Source organism: Planctomycetia bacterium (genome assembly GCA_021413845.1).
In the GTDB taxonomy this organism is placed as follows: domain Bacteria; phylum Planctomycetota; class Planctomycetia; order Pirellulales; family PNKZ01; genus PNKZ01.
The window spans coordinates 191,288-207,385 of record JAIOPP010000084.1; the positions used below are offsets into that span (position 1 = coordinate 191,288).

15 protein-coding genes are annotated in these 16,098 nt (G+C 61.9%); 7 read left to right on the forward strand and 8 right to left on the reverse strand.

The genetic code is table 11. The features are described 5' to 3' along the window. Positions 1–210 precede the first annotated feature (210 nt). Positions 211–1,623 (forward strand): DUF1501 domain-containing protein, encoded by a 1,413-nt coding sequence (locus tag K8U03_15705; protein ID MCE9606340.1) that lies wholly within the window; start codon positions 211–213, stop codon positions 1,621–1,623. Here K8U03_15705 and K8U03_15710 read toward each other — a convergent pair. Both K8U03_15710 and K8U03_15715 read right to left on the reverse strand, forming a co-directional pair. Beyond that, positions 1,620–2,918, reverse strand: a complete 1,299-nt coding sequence (locus tag K8U03_15710; protein ID MCE9606341.1) for an ATP-grasp domain-containing protein — start codon at positions 2,916–2,918, stop codon at positions 1,620–1,622. The genes K8U03_15705 and K8U03_15710 overlap by 4 nt on opposite strands. Positions 2,919–3,120: 202 nt before the next feature. Next, positions 3,121–3,573 (reverse strand): CAP domain-containing protein, encoded by a 453-nt coding sequence (locus K8U03_15715; GenBank protein ID MCE9606342.1) that lies wholly within the window; start codon positions 3,571–3,573, stop codon positions 3,121–3,123. A 265-nt stretch (positions 3,574–3,838) separates the two neighbouring features. On the opposite strand from K8U03_15715, the gene fae reads away from it, so the two are divergent. Continuing rightward, positions 3,839–4,336, forward strand: coding sequence for a formaldehyde-activating enzyme (gene fae / locus K8U03_15720; protein MCE9606343.1), 498 nt, complete (start codon positions 3,839–3,841; stop codon positions 4,334–4,336). A gap of 153 nt (positions 4,337–4,489) precedes the next feature. Beyond that, complete coding sequence (locus K8U03_15725) at positions 4,490–5,356, forward strand: bifunctional NADP-dependent methylenetetrahydromethanopterin dehydrogenase/methylenetetrahydrofolate dehydrogenase (GenBank protein ID MCE9606344.1); 867 nt, start codon at positions 4,490–4,492, stop codon at positions 5,354–5,356. A gap of 25 nt (positions 5,357–5,381) precedes the next feature. Here the strand turns inward: K8U03_15725 and K8U03_15730 are convergent, their stop codons facing one another. Next, on the reverse strand, positions 5,382–5,864 hold the full coding sequence (locus K8U03_15730; protein ID MCE9606345.1) for a hypothetical protein: 483 nt from the start codon (positions 5,862–5,864) through the stop codon (positions 5,382–5,384). Here K8U03_15730 and K8U03_15735 point away from each other — a divergent pair. Continuing rightward, positions 5,854–6,300 (forward strand): hypothetical protein, encoded by a 447-nt coding sequence (locus K8U03_15735; GenBank protein ID MCE9606346.1) that lies wholly within the window; start codon positions 5,854–5,856, stop codon positions 6,298–6,300. The two genes, K8U03_15730 and K8U03_15735, sit on opposite strands and share 11 nt — an antisense overlap. Before the next feature lie 109 nt (positions 6,301–6,409). On the opposite strand, the gene K8U03_15740 is transcribed toward K8U03_15735, so the two are convergent. From K8U03_15740 to K8U03_15760, 5 genes are all read right to left on the reverse strand, one after another. Further along, positions 6,410–7,732 carry a metal ABC transporter permease gene (locus tag K8U03_15740; GenBank protein ID MCE9606347.1) on the reverse strand — a complete coding sequence of 441 codons (1,323 nt, stop codon included), beginning with the start codon at positions 7,730–7,732 and terminating at the stop codon, positions 6,410–6,412. Further along, positions 7,729–9,021: a metal ABC transporter permease gene (locus K8U03_15745; GenBank protein MCE9606348.1), complete on the reverse strand. Its 1,293-nt coding sequence runs from the start codon at positions 9,019–9,021 to the stop codon at positions 7,729–7,731. The genes K8U03_15740 and K8U03_15745 overlap by 4 nt, the downstream gene beginning before the upstream one ends. A 7-nt stretch (positions 9,022–9,028) precedes the next feature. Continuing rightward, entirely contained in the window at positions 9,029–9,817 is a 789-nt protein-coding gene (locus tag K8U03_15750) for a metal ABC transporter ATP-binding protein (GenBank protein ID MCE9606349.1), read from the reverse strand. A 79-nt stretch (positions 9,818–9,896) separates the two neighbouring features. Continuing rightward, entirely contained in the window at positions 9,897–10,949 is a 1,053-nt protein-coding gene (locus tag K8U03_15755; GenBank protein MCE9606350.1) for a zinc ABC transporter substrate-binding protein, read from the reverse strand. Positions 10,950–11,085: 136 nt separating this feature from the next. Further along, a complete protein-coding gene (locus K8U03_15760) occupies positions 11,086–11,370 on the reverse strand; it encodes a hypothetical protein (GenBank protein MCE9606351.1) in 285 nt (94 codons plus the stop codon). Here K8U03_15760 and K8U03_15765 point away from each other — a divergent pair. The 3 genes from K8U03_15765 (at position 11,369) to K8U03_15775 (ending at position 15,556) form a co-directional block, all read left to right on the forward strand. Beyond that, positions 11,369–12,577 (forward strand): PLP-dependent aminotransferase family protein, encoded by a 1,209-nt coding sequence (locus K8U03_15765; GenBank protein MCE9606352.1) that lies wholly within the window; start codon positions 11,369–11,371, stop codon positions 12,575–12,577. The genes K8U03_15760 and K8U03_15765 overlap by 2 nt on opposite strands. Positions 12,578–12,586: 9 nt before the next feature. Further along, the gene (locus tag K8U03_15770) at positions 12,587–13,726 is read left to right on the forward strand and encodes an LptF/LptG family permease (protein MCE9606353.1); all 1,140 of its coding nucleotides are present in this window, start codon (positions 12,587–12,589) and stop codon (positions 13,724–13,726) included. 129 nt (positions 13,727–13,855) lie between these two features. Next, on the forward strand, positions 13,856–15,556 hold the full coding sequence (locus tag K8U03_15775) for an AMP-binding protein (GenBank protein ID MCE9606354.1): 1,701 nt from the start codon (positions 13,856–13,858) through the stop codon (positions 15,554–15,556). The last annotated feature ends 542 nt before the right edge of the window (positions 15,557–16,098 follow it).

Below are 16,098 nucleotides of genomic sequence, written 5' to 3' on the forward strand. Positions count from 1 at the left end.
ATATAAATAGGGTTGGATGACAAGGCCGCGCGGCACTCCTTATGCGCGGTCTCCTGCCTCGACAAAACAACCCGCCTCCCACGAACGAATACCTGCCTTGCCGTTGCTAAGGTGCGCCGGCGAACTTCGGAAGATTTACAGATCCGAAATCGCGCGTCGAACCGTTTGCAATCCGCTGCTTTCTTCCCACCGAGATACGAAAGAGCCTTCATGAGCCGCCGATTTTCTCGCTTAGGTTGCGAAGATGCCCGTAGCACGCTGACTCCCTCGCGCCGCAGCTTCTTGCAAATGGGAATGATGGGCCTCGGCGGATTGTCGCTGGCCGATGTCTTGCGCTCCGAAGCGAGTGCCGCGACCAATGCTTCGGCTTCCGGCCCGAAGGTGATCAATAAGCCGAGCAACGTGAAGTCGGTCATCATCTTGTGGATGCGCGGCGGGCCGAGCCACATCGATATGTGGGATCCTAAGCCGGATGCTCCGGTCGAGTTCCGCGGCGAGTTCAACACGATCGGCACCAATGTGCCGGGCATCAACCTGACCGATATGCTGCCGAATTCGGCCAAGATCATGGACAAATGGTCGATCGTGCGGAGCTTGCATCACGCCGATGCGGGCCACTCGACCGGCGACCAAATGTGCTTCACCGGTTATGCCGCCGGACCGAGCGCCGACCAAAACTATCACCCCAGCTGCGGCTCGATCGTCGTCGAGCAACTGCAGAAGCGCGACACTTCGCTGCCGGCTTACGTGATGATTCCGAAGATGGTGCCCGGCACCAACTCGGCTTATCTCGGCGTGGCTTGCAAGCCGTTCGAGACGATCGCCGACCCGGCGGTGGAGGGCGAGTTCAAGGTTCCGAACTTCGCACCTACCGAGGGCCTGACGGTCGAACGTCTCGGCGATCGCCGCTCGCTCTTGGCGCACTTCGACAGCTTCAAACGCGAACTCGACAACAGCGGCCACATGGTCGCGATGGATCGCTTCCAAGATCGAGCCTTGGAGATTCTGACCTCGACGAAGGCCCAAAAGGCGTTCGATCTCGATAGCGAACCGGCTGCCGTCCGTGAGCGTTACGGCTTCATGCCGGCATTCGATCCGGGTGCCGCCGACCGCTGCGGCGCTCCGGCTTGGAGCCAGCGCATGTTGTTGGCTCGCCGCCTCGTCGAAGCCGGAGTCCGGCTCGTGACGGTCGACCTCCGCTGGTGGGACACGCACGTCAAAGGCTTCGAGTCCCTCCGCCAAGGCTTCTTGCCGCGCTGGGACAAGGCCTATCCCGCCCTCATCCACGATCTCGAAGAACGGGGCCTGTTGGAAACGACGTTGGTCGTCGCCTGGGGCGAGTTCGGCCGTACGCCGCGCGTGAACGCCAACGCCGGCCGCGACCACTACCCGAACGTGTTCAGTGCGGCCTTGGCCGGTGGTGCGATCAAGGGAGGTCGGGTACTCGGCTCGTCTGATGCGAAGGGTGCCTTCCCGAAAGACAATCCGAAGAGCCCGCAAGACGTGCTGGCGACGATCTATCAGCACCTCGGCGTCGATATGGATAAGCACTACCTGAACAGCTCAGGACGTCCGATCAAGACGCTCCCGTTCGGCGACCCGCTCAAAGAGCTGATGAGCTAAGCGCTGCTCAGCGTGGAATGCAGCAGTTCGCGAAGCTCTCGCTCCCTGCGGTCGAGTTCGGCCGTGAGCTTGGGTTCGTGCTCCGCCGCGGCAAACACGGTTGCCAGCGGCTCGTCGCGGCCTACGCTACTGCCAGCCGCCGGAATATCGGCCACGTCGGGCCAAGCCTCGGCCCGGGTTGTAGCGGCGTCGTTGCGGCGCTTAAGTAACTCACGCGTAAAGCGTTCGGGCACATTCGCGACGTCGACATCCGAATAGACGATCCGCTTCCCATGCGTCGTCGGTCCTTCCGGATAGAGCGCGAATCGATCTTTCAGTCCCGCTGCCGGCATCGTTTCTCGGCAGGCGGCGATATGGAGCCCGATGAGTGATTCGCCGCGCGCGCGCTCGATCAGCTCGACGCTTGCCGTGTAGCGCGGGTTGATTTCTAACAGCCAGGGAACCCGCATTTCGTCGATCAAAAAATCGATGGAAAAAAATCCGAATAATTCGAATTCCTTGGTCGCTAGTCTTCCTATGTCTCCTAGTTTGTCGTCAAGAGAAGTCGTCACGAGCGACTCGAACGGCAGCGGCCCGACCGATCCGCCGTAGCGAAACGGTTGCACTTCGCGCGCACCGGGGCTCAACGACTGAAGCGAGAGACCTAATAGATACGTCTCATGATGTGTCGCGAGATAGACGGCACCGAACGGCATCCCTTCGATGCGCCGTTGCAGGTAACGGTCGTCGTCGAAGAGATCGCCTTCCGAGCTAAGCGATTGCTCATGGGAGAACGGTACGACTCCGAGCCCTCCCGACGATCGACGACGCTTCACCAGCCAGCGCTCGTCGCGCTGAATCGGAGTGCGAGCGGAGTCGTCGCCGGCCTCGCGGGTCGTCCCCATGAACCGCCGCGCGAACTCGGCCCGACTGAAGATCGACTCCGGAAACGAGACGCCATGCCGGCACGTCGTCTCTCGAACCGTCTCTTGAAGCCGGCGTGGGTCGCGAACCCGCCGCAAGACCTTGCCGGGGCTGCCGAGCAGTCGGCGCTCGGCGGCCAACTCGTCGACGACCTCGGGATGGTTCTCGAGTCCGCCGACGTAGAGCCAGTCGCATGCCGGCATCGTACGTGCGAGCGCGACGACGTCGCGCGGGAAGTTCCGGCTCCGGCGAACCTCGGCGACCTCGGCTAAGTCGGCATCGGCGAACAAGTCGATCGCGTACGGTCGGTATCCGCCACGCAACGCCGACTCGGCCGCGGCTCGCGCCGAGGCTCCGACGATCAGCAGCGGCTCCCCGGCGGCAGACGTCATAAAAACCCTATAAAGCCCGAGATTGCGGCATTTTTCGCTCGCTGCCGGCAGAGCCGACCGCCGTAGAGTTCACTCCTCCGACGAGCATGCTCCGGAGGCGTCCGGGCATGAAAAAAGCCGTCGCAAGGGCGGGACCTTGCGACGGCTCGGATTCTAACAAGTCATGCCGGTCGGTGAACTAGGCCACCGAGCCGGCCGACGACTAGCGGAGGAACTGGAGGCACCAGTAGACCCGACCGCTCGGCGAGGTGTAGGCAGCCGCACCGACGCGGTTCCAACCCCCGAGGATGTTGGCCCGATGGCCCGACGAGTTCATCCACACGTTCAAGACTTCGGTGCAGGTCCGTTGACCCATGGCGATGTTCTCGCCGACCGGCTTCGTGGTGTGTTGCATCCGGTGCGATGCGGCCATCCAGTTGGCATGCTGGCGGGCCGACTCGACCAAGCTCGGATCGATCACCAGCGGCTTCATCCCGCGGCGAACGCGTTCGTTGTTCGTCATCTCCAAAACGGTCGATTCCGTCGACGTCAACTCAAAGACGTCCTTTTCGACCGGCGTCGCGGCGGGCGCTTCCTTGGCAGGCTCTTCGGCCCGCGCGCTTCCGAATCCGACGAGTACCGCCGCAAGGCACGTCAACATTAGCTGCTTCAACATCTCCACCTCCATTTGCAGACACTAGAAACTTCGCTCGTCAGGCCGACCTGGGTGTCGCGATTCTCGACGAGCGTGTCGGTCGTACCGTCGACCCACGGGTCCTAGGTTGACGGTCGGCGCTTGACTCCGCAAGGGTCCAGGAAGGGGGGGAAGACTTTGACGCGCCTCTCGGGACGGGTTCTTGCAATCCCATTCGGATTTGTTATTGTTTGGGTCGCAATCCAGCGCACCCAGACCTTTCGAGCATGCGGGAGACGGACGAGATATGTCGATGTACATCGGAGAAGCTTTGGCCGGAGACGGCAATGAAATCGCCCATATCGATCTCTTGATCGGCGACAAGCAAGGCCCTGTAGGCAACGCTTTCGCAAACGCTTTGGCACGCCAAAGCGAAGGGCATTCGAACCTGTTGGCCGTGTTGACTCCGAACGTCGCCGTGAAGCCGGCGACCGTGATGATCACGAAGGTCACGATCAAGGGTGCGAAGCAAGCCGTGCAGATGTTCGGCCCTGCGCAAGCCGCGGTCGCGAAGGCCGTCGCCGACTCGGTCGCCGAAGAAATCATCCCGAAGAACAAGGCCGAAGACCTTGTCATCGTTTGCGGCGTGTTCATCCACTGGCAAGCCGCCGACGACAAGAAGATCTACGACTACAACTACGCCGCCACGAAGCAAGCGATCGCCAGCGCCATGCAAGGCAAGCCGACCGCCGACGAAATGATCGCCCAGAAGGATAAGGTCAAGCACCCCTTCCAAGGCTTCTAAGCCAAGGCCGGTCGTCGCCAGAGAATCTCAATGCCAAGTCCGTCGGCCTGCCCGACGGACTTGGCATTTTTCATAGCCGCATTTCGCCGTATTATCCTCGCTTCTCGTCTGAGCCGACCACTGACCACCGACCCCTGACCACTGCTTGCTCCCATGTCCAAACCGAAAATCCTCGTCCAACTCGATACCGATTCGCAGGCCAGCGTCTTCGATTCGGTCGTCGCCGTCGATGCCGGGATCGATCACTTGTTTCGCCATTGCGGCATCGCGGCGGACAACGTGCGCGATCGGGTTCACGGCGCGATCTTTACGCGCGGAGTCGACGACCTGAAGTCGACCGCGCTCTTCATCGGCGGCTCCGATGTTTCGCTCGGCGAAGCAGTGCTGAAGGCGGTGAAGAAGTCGTTCTTCGGGCCGATGCGAGTCTCGGTGATGCTCGATTCCTCGGGTGCCAACACCACCGCCGCCGCGGCCGTCCTCGCGGCTCGCAAACATCTCGACCTTGCGCAGACGACCTCCTTAGTGCTCGGCGGCACCGGACCGGTTGGGCGGCGCGTCGCGCGGTTGCTCGCGCGCGAAGGAGCCGTGGTGCGCGTCGCCTCGCGCGACCTCGCTCGGGCCGAGGCGGTTTGCCGCGACGTCGCGGCGATCGTCCCGGGCGCGAAGCTCACGCCGCATGCCGTCGGCAATGGTGCTCAAGCCGCCACGGCTCTGGAAGGCTGCAGCCTCGTGGTTGCGGCCGGAGCGGCAGGGGTCGAACTGCTTGCCGGCGAGGCTCGCACGAACACGCCGGGCCTCCGGGTCGCGATCGATCTGAACGCGGTTCCGCCGGCAGGAATCGGCGGCATCGAACCGTTCGACAAGGCCAAGGAGCGCGATGGCGTCGTGTGCTACGGGCCGCTCGGAGTCGGCGGCACGAAGATGAAGATCCACAAAGCGGCGATCGCGAAACTCTTCGAGCGCAACGACCTCGTCTACGACGCCGACGAACTCTACGATCTCGGCAAGTCGCTCGCTTAAGCTTGTGCGTCGCACGCGCAACGGATCATTCCGCCAGCGGCGCTCGGATAAAGAGATAAGCCACGGACGACATCGCGACCATGCAGCTTGCGACGACGACGAGCATGATCGTCTTCCGCAGCCGCACTTTTCGTAAGCGTTGCTGCACTTCCTCGAATTCATCTTCGCCGGCGGCTTCGGTGCTAGACGGGATGTAGGTTGTGCCGAAGCCCGGCATCGCGCTGAGGTCCGCTCCCTTCGAGCCCGGCGGCGGCAACGGCGGAAGCGGAGACGAAGCAGGCGTGAGCGGTGGATGCTTCGGCGGCGATTTCGACGATGGCGACTTCGATGACGGCGATTTCGCCGGCGGTAAGTCGAGAGCCACCGACGATCGCTCTCGCTTCGACTTCGACGAACGCTTTTTGCTGCGCTGCTTATCGACTTGCGGCGGAGGCAAGATTTCGATTTCCGGCAACGGGCTGCGCTGCGGGCCGTGACCGATTTTTCGTTCGCCGCCGATGCGAGGCAAGAACGAGGTCCCTTCCACCGGCGCATCGACCGGCAGCATCGCCCGAGCAGGCAAGTCCGATCCCGATGCCGCAGGCAATGGTGGAAGCGGCGGCAAGGGAGCTGACGGCATCGGCATCGACGACATCGGCGCTGACGGAACCGGTGCCGAAGGCATCCTCGGAAGCGGAGGCTGTGGCGGCGGCGCCGGCGGTAAAGGAACCGGCGGCAGAGGGGCCATCGGCATCGGAGCCGTCTGCATGGCGGGCAGCGGCATCGGCCCTGGCATTTCGGGCGGGAGAATCACGTACGCGAGGCCGCACTTGTCGCAAAGCAGGTTTTGCCCGACTAGCACGGTCGGCACCGTCATGATGCCTGCACACCGCGGACATTTGCTGGGGATCCAACTCACACGCCTGTTCCTCGCCTGCGACCGATCGCGACCACAACTATATTAACCGCCGCTGCGACATGCGAAAATCCGTCTCGTGATGATTCTCTTCGCTCTCGAAGCCGCCGCTTGTCGCTGTCTTCCGAGCGGCCTTGCAGCCGTCGCCGGAATCAGTTTTACGGCTGCGTTCCCGTCGAAGGAGGAATCTCGCGGCCGTGTGGGTCGAGGTCCGACTTCGGCAGGCTCTCCGCGAGTTGTTGTTGCAGCTCAGGGCCGATGAAGTGCTCGATCCGTTCGGCCGGCGCGTGAAGATGGTCGAGCGGAAGTTGGAAGTTCTTGTCGAGATACGCTTCCCACAAGCGATGCGAGCGGACGAGCGACTCCGCTTGTCGGCGCCCTTTGTCGGTGAGGACGACGCTTCCTTCCGGAGTCTTGTCGATCTCTCCGCGCCGCATCAGGCGATGCAGCGCGTAGCGAGCGACGAAGCCGCCGCCGAACGCGCGCACGAGTTCGCGCACCGTCATCGTGCCGCCGTCGCGCGAGCGGCTCGGTTCTTCTTGGCGATACAAGAGCGCGGCCAAGTCTTCTCCGGCGATGCGCGCCGTGAGCGATAGTTGGTGCCGCAACTTGCCGACGATGCCGTAGTGCGGCGCGAAGACGACCGCCGCGGCGAATTGCCCGCCCGCCACGCAGGCCATCATGCCGGCGGCGTTGACGTTCAGCAGTTTCGAAACGAGATAGCCGAAAAACGAGGCCGAGATCGCGAGCGCCGCCGACCACCAGACCATCCGCCCGAGCTTGTCGGTCAGCAGGTGCGCTGTCGCCGGAGGAATGATGAGCATCGCGACCGAGAACAGCGCGCCGACCGCTTCGAACGCCGCGACCGAGACGACCGCGGTCATTCCCATCAGCAGATAATAAATCAACGTCGCATTGATGCCGATCGCGGTCGCGAGCGCCGGATCGAACGAAGTAAGCTTTAGCTCTTTCCAAAACAGCGTGACGAACGCGATCACGGCGACCAATGCCGACAGCATGATCGGCAGCGCCTTCGGAACTTCGATCCCAAAGATCGTCTCGACGTTCAGCGGGATGTATTCGATTTGGCCGTACAGCACGCAGGAAGGATCGAGATCGACTTGCGAAGCGAAGTTGGAAAGCAGTAAGACGCCGACGCTGAACATCGCCGTGAAGACGATTCCCATCCCGGCGTCTTCTGCGACGCCGCCGTAGCGCTGCAGCGTTTGAATGAGGAAGGTTGTGAGGACACCGGTCGCCATCGCACCGAGCAGCATCGGCATCGGCGAGCGTCCGGCGAGGAGAAACGCGAGCACGATTCCCGGCAGCACGGCATGGCTGATCGCATCGCCGAGCAAACTCAATTTGCGCAGCACGAGAAAGCAGCCGAGCACGGCGCAGCCGGTATTGACGATCGCGGCGATACCGATCGTCCACCAATCGAGATAAGCACCTTGGCCGCTGAATTGCAGGAGGTTCAAGACGCTCTCCCTTCCGCTACGAGCGGCAGGCGGCCTTCTGCGACGAGCTTACGCTCCAGCGCACGAATAATGTCCGGCGGGAGATATTCGTCGACGTGTTGCACGTCGAGATCGACGAGCGAGCAGCTTTGGTCGGGATACTCGGTGAGGAAACGTTGCCAGAGGCGATAGCCGCGCACGACCTTCGCGACGTATTCGGCCCCTTGCGAAGTCAGGCTCAGTTCGTAGTCGTGCGTGCTCGGAGTTGCGCGCTCCGAAACCAGTTGTTGCAGTACGGCCGCATGCACGATGCGCTGCATCGTGCCGGTCGACCAACCCAACGAGCGCATCAACTCTGCGCGCGAGCGATGCACGGCGGTCGAGCGTCGGCCTTCCGCCGACTCGTAGATCCGTCGCAGCAAAGTTTGCAGCAACAGTTCATTACGGAACCGGCGATTCGCCGCGGCCCGCGCTAGGAGCCCGCGCCGCGGCGCGCCGAGCATCGAGGTTAGAAAGACGGCGGTGCCGACGAGAATGATGATCGGGCCCGCCGGAAGCAAGCTGAATTGCGCGCTCATCAAAGTTCCCAAGCCGCCGACCGCGCCGCCGATCACGGCCGCGCCGATCAGCAGCGTGCTCAGCCGATCGGTCCAGAAACGCATCGTCGCGCCCGGCAAGATCAGCATCGCCGTGACGAGGATCGCGCCGACCGCCGGCAACGCGATGACGACCGTAATCGCGGCGAGCGCCATCTGCGCATTGTCGAGCAACAGAGCCGGCCAACCCTGGACGCGCGCAAAGCCCGGATCGAACGACGCCAGCTGAAACTCTTTGTAGAGCAGCAAGATCAAGGAGAGCGAGAGAGTCGAAACGCCGACGAACAAGCGGACGTCGTCGGCGAGAAGTCCCGCCGTTTTGCCGAGAATATACGAGTCGAAACCGGCTTTGCTCCCCGCGACCGTTTGGTTTTGAATGTAGCTGATGAGCACGATTCCCGCGCCGAGAAACACGCTCCGCACGACCCCCATGACGGCATCGTCTTTCACGCGGGTCCAACGGCGAAGAAACGTCATCAGCAAGATGCACGCGAGCCCGCTCGCGAGCGCACCGGTCAGCATCGCGGGCAAGCTGCGTTGGCCGAGCCAAAGAAAGGCGAGGCACAGACCCGGCAGAGCGGCATGCGCGAGCACGTCGCCGATCAGCGCCCGGCCACGCAACACGGTGAAGCTGCCGACGAGCCCGGCATTGGCGCCGAGCAAGGTCGTGCCGAGTAAGACGATCAACGTGTTGTAGCTGATGAACGAATTCAAAGGATCTTCAATCGCTTCGTTGTTTCTTGCGCAGCGCTTCGGCAGCCGTGTCGAGCACGTCGAGCCGTCCACCGTAGGTCTTGTGCAGGTTCTCGCTCGTGAAGACTTCGCCCACCGGGCCGGCAGCCGTGAGCCGCATGTTCAACATCGCGACATATTCAAAATACTCGGGCACGGTGCGCAGATCGTGATGCACGACGAGAACCGTTTTGCCTTGTTCCCGCAAGGCGCGCAGCAACGCGAACACGACTCTTTCCGTCGCGGCATCGACGCCCGCCATCGGCTCATCCATGAAGTAAATGTCGGCCTGTTGCGCGAGCGCGCGAGCGAGGAACGTGCGCTGCTGTTGACCGCCGGAGAGTTGACCGATCTGACGATGCGCCAAATCGGCCATGCCGACCTGCGCCAGGCATTCGCGCGACCAAGCGACATCGGCGGCCCGCGGCCGACGAAACCAGCCGAGCTTGCCGTAGGTTCCCATCAGCACGACATCAAGCACGCTCACGGGAAAATCCCAGTCGACGCTTTCGCGTTGCGGCACGTAGCCGATGCGGCGACGTTGAGCGTGCGCCGAGCCGCCGAAGATCTTGACGTCGCCGCCGGCGAGAGGCACCAAGCCCAAGATCGCTTTGATGAGCGTACTTTTTCCGGCTCCGTTCGGACCGACGATACCGACCAGTTGCGGCTTCGTGAGCGTGAGGTCGACGTCCCACAGCACCGGTCGCTGATGGTACGCGACCGTGACGTCGTGAACGTCGAGGATCGGTGGAGCTTCGGTTGGGAGCGAAGTTTTCATGTCTCGAATATCGTCTGCGTGCGACGGAGTCGCAATGGCAGTGTGCATAAGCCGCGTCTCGAATAGGCGAATCGTACGGTTACTTCAACGCTCCGACGATCACCGCGACGTTGTGGTGAACCATTCCGGCATAAGTTCCCTCGGGCGTGCCCGGCTTCCCCATCGAGTCGGAAAACAATTCTCCGCCGATCCGCACTTCATGCCCTTGGCTTTGGCAGCCTTCCAGCAAGTTGCGCACGTTGCGATCGCTGACGCTGGCCTCGATGAAGACGGCTTTGATCTTGCGCGCGACGATAAAGTCGACCAGCGCGTTGATCTCGCGCAAGCCGGCTTCGGTGTCGGTGCTGACTCCTTGAATCGCCTTAACTTCGACGTCGTAGGCACGGCCGAAATAGTGGAAAGCGTCGTGCGCCGTGATCAAAACGCGGAATTCCTTGGGAATCGCTTCGAGTTGCTTGCGGCATTGCAGGTCGAGCGCCGCAAGCTCCGTGCGATAGGCGGCGGCTTGCGCATCGTAGTCGGCTACGTGCGCAGGATCGAACTCGCCGAGAAACTTGCGCACCGATTCGATCGTCGAACTCCACAGACCGACATCGAACCAAACATGCGGATCGTACGAGTCGCCGCCGAGTGGAATCAGCTTGTCGACGGGAATGGTCGACGTGATCGCTGTGACCGGTCGGCGATTCGCCATGTTTTCGAACACATCCGTCATGCGCCCTTCGAGATGCAGACCGGAGTAGAAAATCGCGTCGGCGCCGGCGAGGCTCGAGATGACGCCGGGCGTCGCTTTGAAAAGATGCGGGTCGATCCCTTCCCCCATCAGTTGCGTAACGTCGACCCAACCGCCGCCGACGCGCCGCACGATGTCGGCGACCATGCCGGTCGTGCAGACGGCGCGAATCGGATGCTTGCCGGCAAACTTCTGCAGAGGGCTGCTGCCGGCGCTGCCGTGATGCGACTCGGCCTGGCTTCCGCAACCGACGAGCACGCTCACCAGCGCACCGGCTCCGGCGGCCAGCACGTCGCGGCGCGATAGGCTATTGGAGAACGAAGCCGCGGTTTTCGCCGCCGCTTCGGCCCCGAGAGCGGGATTACAGCGAGCGGCATTCTTGTAGCGCGGGAAACGCATCATGGAGGTTACTCAAAAACGGGGATCAAGGTCGCAGGAGACTCGTCGTTCGCCACTATTTCCATCTTCGGGCCTAGGAAAGTCGCCGCGTCAGTGATTTTTACATATAGAAAATATATTTTTTGACGAATCAAAATCATAGCTCCTGCCGGTCGCCATTGCTATGACTCTTCGGCGCATTGCCGGCACCTGAGTTGTAGTCGTCTGCTTCGGCGACTCTGAACCTCGTTAGATCTACCGGGCTCTTGATAGCACCGGCGTTGACCCTGACGCCCTTCTTCACGTATCCTCCCCGCCGCTCGAACGTCGCCCGCTCGGCGATGGGGCCCCCTTTTCGTACTGCGTCGATCATCATGTCGTTTTCCTCATCGTTGAGCCGTCGTGCGGTTCTCGCCGGCGGCCAACCGATCAGCACATTCATGTCGCGCGCGTTGGCGCAACCGGAGTTGATTTCGTTGGCAGCCGGCTTCGTCGATCAAGCGACGTTGCCGCTCGCCGCCGTCGACGATGCTTGGCGCTCGCTCGCCGCCGATTCCGTCGAAGGACATGCCGCGTTGCAATACGGAACGACGTCGGGCTACCGTCCGCTGCGCGAAGCGCTGCTGGAAGAGCAACGGACGTCCGACGGCAATCCCGAAGCCGAACGAAGCCTCACGCCGGAACAAGTCATCGTCACGTCGGGCAGCAACCAACTGCTGCATCTCTTGGCCGATACGTTGTTCGATCCGGGCGACATCGTGCTCTGCGCCGCTCCGACTTACTTCGTCTATCTCGGCGTCACGAAGAATCTTCAAGTCCGCGCGATCAGCGTCGCCTGCGACGATCAAGGGCTGATGCCCGACGCGCTCGAAGACCGCCTGCGCGAGATCTCCGCGCGCGGCGAGCTCGATCGCGTGAAAGCGATTTACGTCGTCAGCTATTTCGACAACCCGCGCAGCGTCACGCTTTCGGCCGAACGCCGAGCCGCCGTGGTCGGCATCGCCAAGCGTTGGTCGAAGACGCGGCGCATCTACGTGCTTGAAGACGCGGCCTATCGCAAGTTGCGCTACTCCGGCGACGATGTGCCGAGCTTGCGCGCGTTCGACGACGAAGGGGATACCGTCATCCTGACGCAAACTTTCTCGAAGTCGTTTTCGCCGGGCGTGCGCATCGGCTGGGGAATCGTGCCGCAGGAGTTGATGGGCCCGTTGTGCGATCAGAAGAGCAACATCGATTTCGGCGCGCCGAACTTGAATCAGCACTTGATGTATCGCGTGATCGAAAGCGGAGTTTGCGAGCGACAAGTATCGCTCTTGCGCGAAACTTATCGCCGCAAACGCGACGCGATGCTCGCCGCCTGCAACGAGTATCTGGCCGGGATCGAAGGGGTGCATTGGTTGAATCCGGCCGGTGGTTTGTATGTCTGGCTCACCGTCGCTCCCGAGATCGATGCGGGTTTCCGCGGGAAACTCTTCGATCAGGCGCTCGCCGCCGGCGTGATCTACGTGCCGGGCGAGTATTCGTATGCTCCCGAAGGGGAACCGGTCGCGCACAACACGATGCGGCTGAGCTACGGCGTGCAGTCGCCCGAACGGATCCGCGAAGGGATCCGCTTGCTTGCCGGCGCGATCCGCCAAGTGGGGAGCTAAGGCTCGCTCATGCGCATCATCGACCGTTACTTGCTGATGCAGTTCGTCAGAACGTTTCTGATCTGCTGGATCAGTCTTACGGGCCTGTACGTCGTCGTCGACGGCTTCGGCAATCTCGATGAGTTCATGCGCTTCGCCGAACACAGCGGTCGGCCGCTCTACGGCATCTTGGGCGAATACTATTTCTTTCGCGCCATTTTCTTCTTCGATCGGATCAGCGCGATTCTGGCGATGATCGCCGCGATGTTTACGATCACCTGGATTCAACGCCACAACGAATTGACGGCGCTCATGGCGGCCGGCATTTCGAAGATGCGCGTCGTGCGGCCCGTCATTTGCGCGGCGGCGTTGGTCACGCTGTCGGCGGCCGTGAGCCGGGAGTTCGTCATTCCGAGCATGCGCGAGCGCTTGATGCGCGACCCTAAGGATCTGATCGGCGATATTTCGGCGGAGATGTCGACGCACGTCGATAACGAATCGGACGTCATCTTGACCGGCGCATATACGCAAGCCATCGCCCAAAAGATTCATCGTCCGAAGTTCGTGCTGCCGCCCGGAGCCGATCTTTACGGCAAGCATCTTAAGGCGCGCGATGCTTTTTATCGAGCGGCCGAAAACGGCCGACCGAGCGGCTATCTTTTTCGCGAAGAAGTCGCACCGCCCGAATTGCTCAAGCATCCCGGGTTGAAAGTCGGTGGTGCGGCCATCGTGCTGACGCATCACGATCAGCCGGAGTGGATCGCGGAAAACGAATGCTTCGTCGTCAGCAACGTCGACTTCATGCAGTTGAGCTCCGGTGGAAAGTGGCGGCAATTTATGTCGACGCCAGAGTTGATCGACGGCTTGCACAACCCGAGCCTCGACTACGGAGCCGACGTCCGCGTGATGGTTCACAGCCGGTTCGTACAACCGCTGGTCGACGTGACGTTGCTGTTCCTCGGTTTGCCGCTCGTGCTGCGGCGCGAGACGCGCAACGTTTATACGGCGATCGCGATGTGCGTCGGAATCACGGTCTTGTTCCTGGTCGTCGGCATGGCTTGCCAATATCTCGGGTCGATCGTGCTCATTCGCCCGTCGCTGGCCGCGTGGCTGCCGCTGATGATCTTCATTCCCACGGCGACGGCGATGTACGAACGCATCGACCGCTAGCCACGCCGTATCGGCCCATGCTCGCCGCCGTCGAAAGCTCGCCGGCCGGCGATTTTGCCCTCTTCGCGCTTCCATCGGCGCCGGCCGCTTCGTAAGATTTCGGCACACCGGCAGGCGGAGGGTCGAAGCATGAAGGAAGAACGTAGCGTGATTTCCGAGAAGCCTTGGGTCGATGGTCTGACGATCGGCGAAGCATTCGATCGCACGGCGGCGCGCTGCGCCGATCGCGAAGCGCTCGTCTTCACCTCGCTCGACTATCGTCGGACCTATCGTGAGTTTCAGGCCGACGTCGATGCCGCTGCACGCGGCTTGCTGGCGATCGGCGTCGGTCGCGGCGATCATGTTGCCGTGTGGGCGACGAACGTCCCGCAATGGCTCGTGCTGCAATTCGCTACGGCGAAGATCGGCGCGGTGCTCGTTACGGTGAACCCGGCTTATCGTGCGTTTGAGTTAGAGTATGTCTTGAAGCAGAGCGATGCCAAGGTGCTCTGCTTGGTCGACAAGTTCAAAACCTCCGACTACTTCGCGATGCTCCAAGAGGTTTGTCCCGAGTCGACTAGCGCAGCGTCGAGCGACGGGACTCGCTGCGAAGTGCGGAGCGAGAAGTTTCCCCGTTTGAAAACGATCGTCGCTCTGCGAGGGACTGCGCCTGCCGGTTTCCTCGCGTGGGACGAAATGCTGCGCCTGGGAAGCGCAGGACATTTCGACCTGCGCGCCGCGGCCGAAGGGCTCACTTGCTCGCAGCCGATCAACATTCAATACACAAGCGGCACGACCGGCTTCCCGAAAGCAGCCACGCTCAGCCATCGCAACTTGCTGCTCAACGCTTACTATGTCGGCGGCTGTCAGCGTTTTTCCGAACAAGATCGCGTTTGCATTCCGGTGCCGTTTTACCACTGCTTCGGCTGCGTGCTCGGCACGCTCGGCGCGGTCGTCTACGGTGCGGCAATGATCATTCCGGCCGATTCGTTCAACGCCACGGCCACGCTCGACGCGCTGGAACGCGAACGTCCGACCGCGCTCTACGGAGTGCCGACGATGTTCATCGCGCAGCTGCAATGCCCGACGTTTCCCGCGCGGAAGATCACCTCGCTGCGCACCGGCATCATGTCGGGCGCGCCGTGCCCGATCGAGATCATGCGGCAAGTGATCGACAAGCTCGGGCCGAGCGAGCTGACGATCGCCTACGGTCAGACCGAAGCCTCGCCCGTCATTACGCAAACGCATTGCCACGACCCGATCGAGTTGCGAGTGGAAACCGTTGGAGCTCCGTTGACCGATGTGGAAGTGAAAGTCATCGATCCGGCGACCGGTGCGACGCTCGGCGACGAGCAACAAGGGGAGCTTTGCACGCGCGGGCACCTTGTCATGCTGGGCTACTACAAAGACCCGGCGGCGACTGCGAAGGCGATCGATGCCGATGGCTGGCTGCATACCGGCGACCTCGCGGTTCGTCGGCCCGACGGCTATTACCACATCACGGGCCGGATCAAAGACATGGTGATTCGCGGCGGCGAGAACATCTATCCGCGCGAGATCGAAGAGTATCTGTTCCGCCATCCTTCGATCGAACAAGCGTCCGTCGTCGGCTTGCCCGATGTGAAGTACGGCGAAGAGCTCTGCGCTTGGATCAAGCTCAAGACCGGCACGACGGCGACGGAAGATGAGATCCGCGCGTTCGTGAAGGCCGGGCTCGCCCACTTCAAAATCCCTCGCTACGTTCGATTCGTCGAAGCGTTCCCGCAAACGATCAGCGGCAAGATCCAGAAGTTCAAGATCCGCGAACAGATGATCGAAGAGCTGAAACTGGTCGTGCAGAAGATGGCATGAGCAAAAGTAGCAGGCACGTTCCACGTGCCGTCAGCCACGTGCGTCTTTCGAGCACGACGCACGATCGCGACACGTTCAGCTCCGTTCAATAGCCCCGGATGCATATCCGGGGACACACCGCAACGATCGTTCGCTATCAACTGTGGCGGACGGCACGTGGAACGTGCCTGCTACTCAAACAAAGCACGGCCGCGATCGCGCTTGCTTGCGACATATAAAACATTCGTGCGTCGTCGCCCGAGCGGGCCGGGCCTCTTGTCAAACATTCTCTGCGCAGAGCATTCCGCCCGAACCGGCTTTCTTCGCAAAGAAAGGCTGGCTCGCGCGACGACGCACCGGACGACACCCAAGGGCAGCGAAGCGTTCTCTGCGACGTTGCAACCTCGCAAAGACCGTCGTGCAAGTTTCGACCCTCGGCTTACAGTCGTCGTACGTCTCGCCTGAACGGACGACGACCGAGGATCGCGAGGCATGCGTGTTTGCCGAAGCAAACCCGTACACACCGCAGGCCGGAAGAAGACATCGAACGATTTGCTTTCTCG

Excerpts from the sequence above, each read along its gene's own strand:
- K8U03_15775 (MCE9606354.1), top strand. The coding sequence starts at position 13,856 with ATGAAGGAAGAACGTAGCGTGATTTCCGAGAAGCCTTGGGTCGATGGT.
- K8U03_15715 (MCE9606342.1), bottom strand. The coding sequence starts at position 3,573 with ATGTTGAAGCAGCTAATGTTGACGTGCCTTGCGGCGGTACTCGTCGGA.
- K8U03_15725 (MCE9606344.1), top strand. The coding sequence starts at position 4,490 with ATGTCCAAACCGAAAATCCTCGTCCAACTCGATACCGATTCGCAGGCC.
- K8U03_15765 (MCE9606352.1), top strand. The coding sequence starts at position 11,369 with ATGTCGCGCGCGTTGGCGCAACCGGAGTTGATTTCGTTGGCAGCCGGC.
- K8U03_15710 (MCE9606341.1), bottom strand. The coding sequence starts at position 2,918 with ATGACGTCTGCCGCCGGGGAGCCGCTGCTGATCGTCGGAGCCTCGGCG.
- K8U03_15760 (MCE9606351.1), bottom strand. The coding sequence starts at position 11,370 with ATGAATGTGCTGATCGGTTGGCCGCCGGCGAGAACCGCACGACGGCTC.
- fae (MCE9606343.1), top strand. The coding sequence starts at position 3,839 with ATGTCGATGTACATCGGAGAAGCTTTGGCCGGAGACGGCAATGAAATC.
- K8U03_15705 (MCE9606340.1), top strand. The coding sequence starts at position 211 with ATGAGCCGCCGATTTTCTCGCTTAGGTTGCGAAGATGCCCGTAGCACG.
- K8U03_15770 (MCE9606353.1), top strand. The coding sequence starts at position 12,587 with ATGCGCATCATCGACCGTTACTTGCTGATGCAGTTCGTCAGAACGTTT.
- K8U03_15755 (MCE9606350.1), bottom strand. The coding sequence starts at position 10,949 with ATGCGTTTCCCGCGCTACAAGAATGCCGCTCGCTGTAATCCCGCTCTC.
- K8U03_15735 (MCE9606346.1), top strand. The coding sequence starts at position 5,854 with ATGCGAGGCAAGAACGAGGTCCCTTCCACCGGCGCATCGACCGGCAGC.
- K8U03_15750 (MCE9606349.1), bottom strand. The coding sequence starts at position 9,817 with ATGAAAACTTCGCTCCCAACCGAAGCTCCACCGATCCTCGACGTTCAC.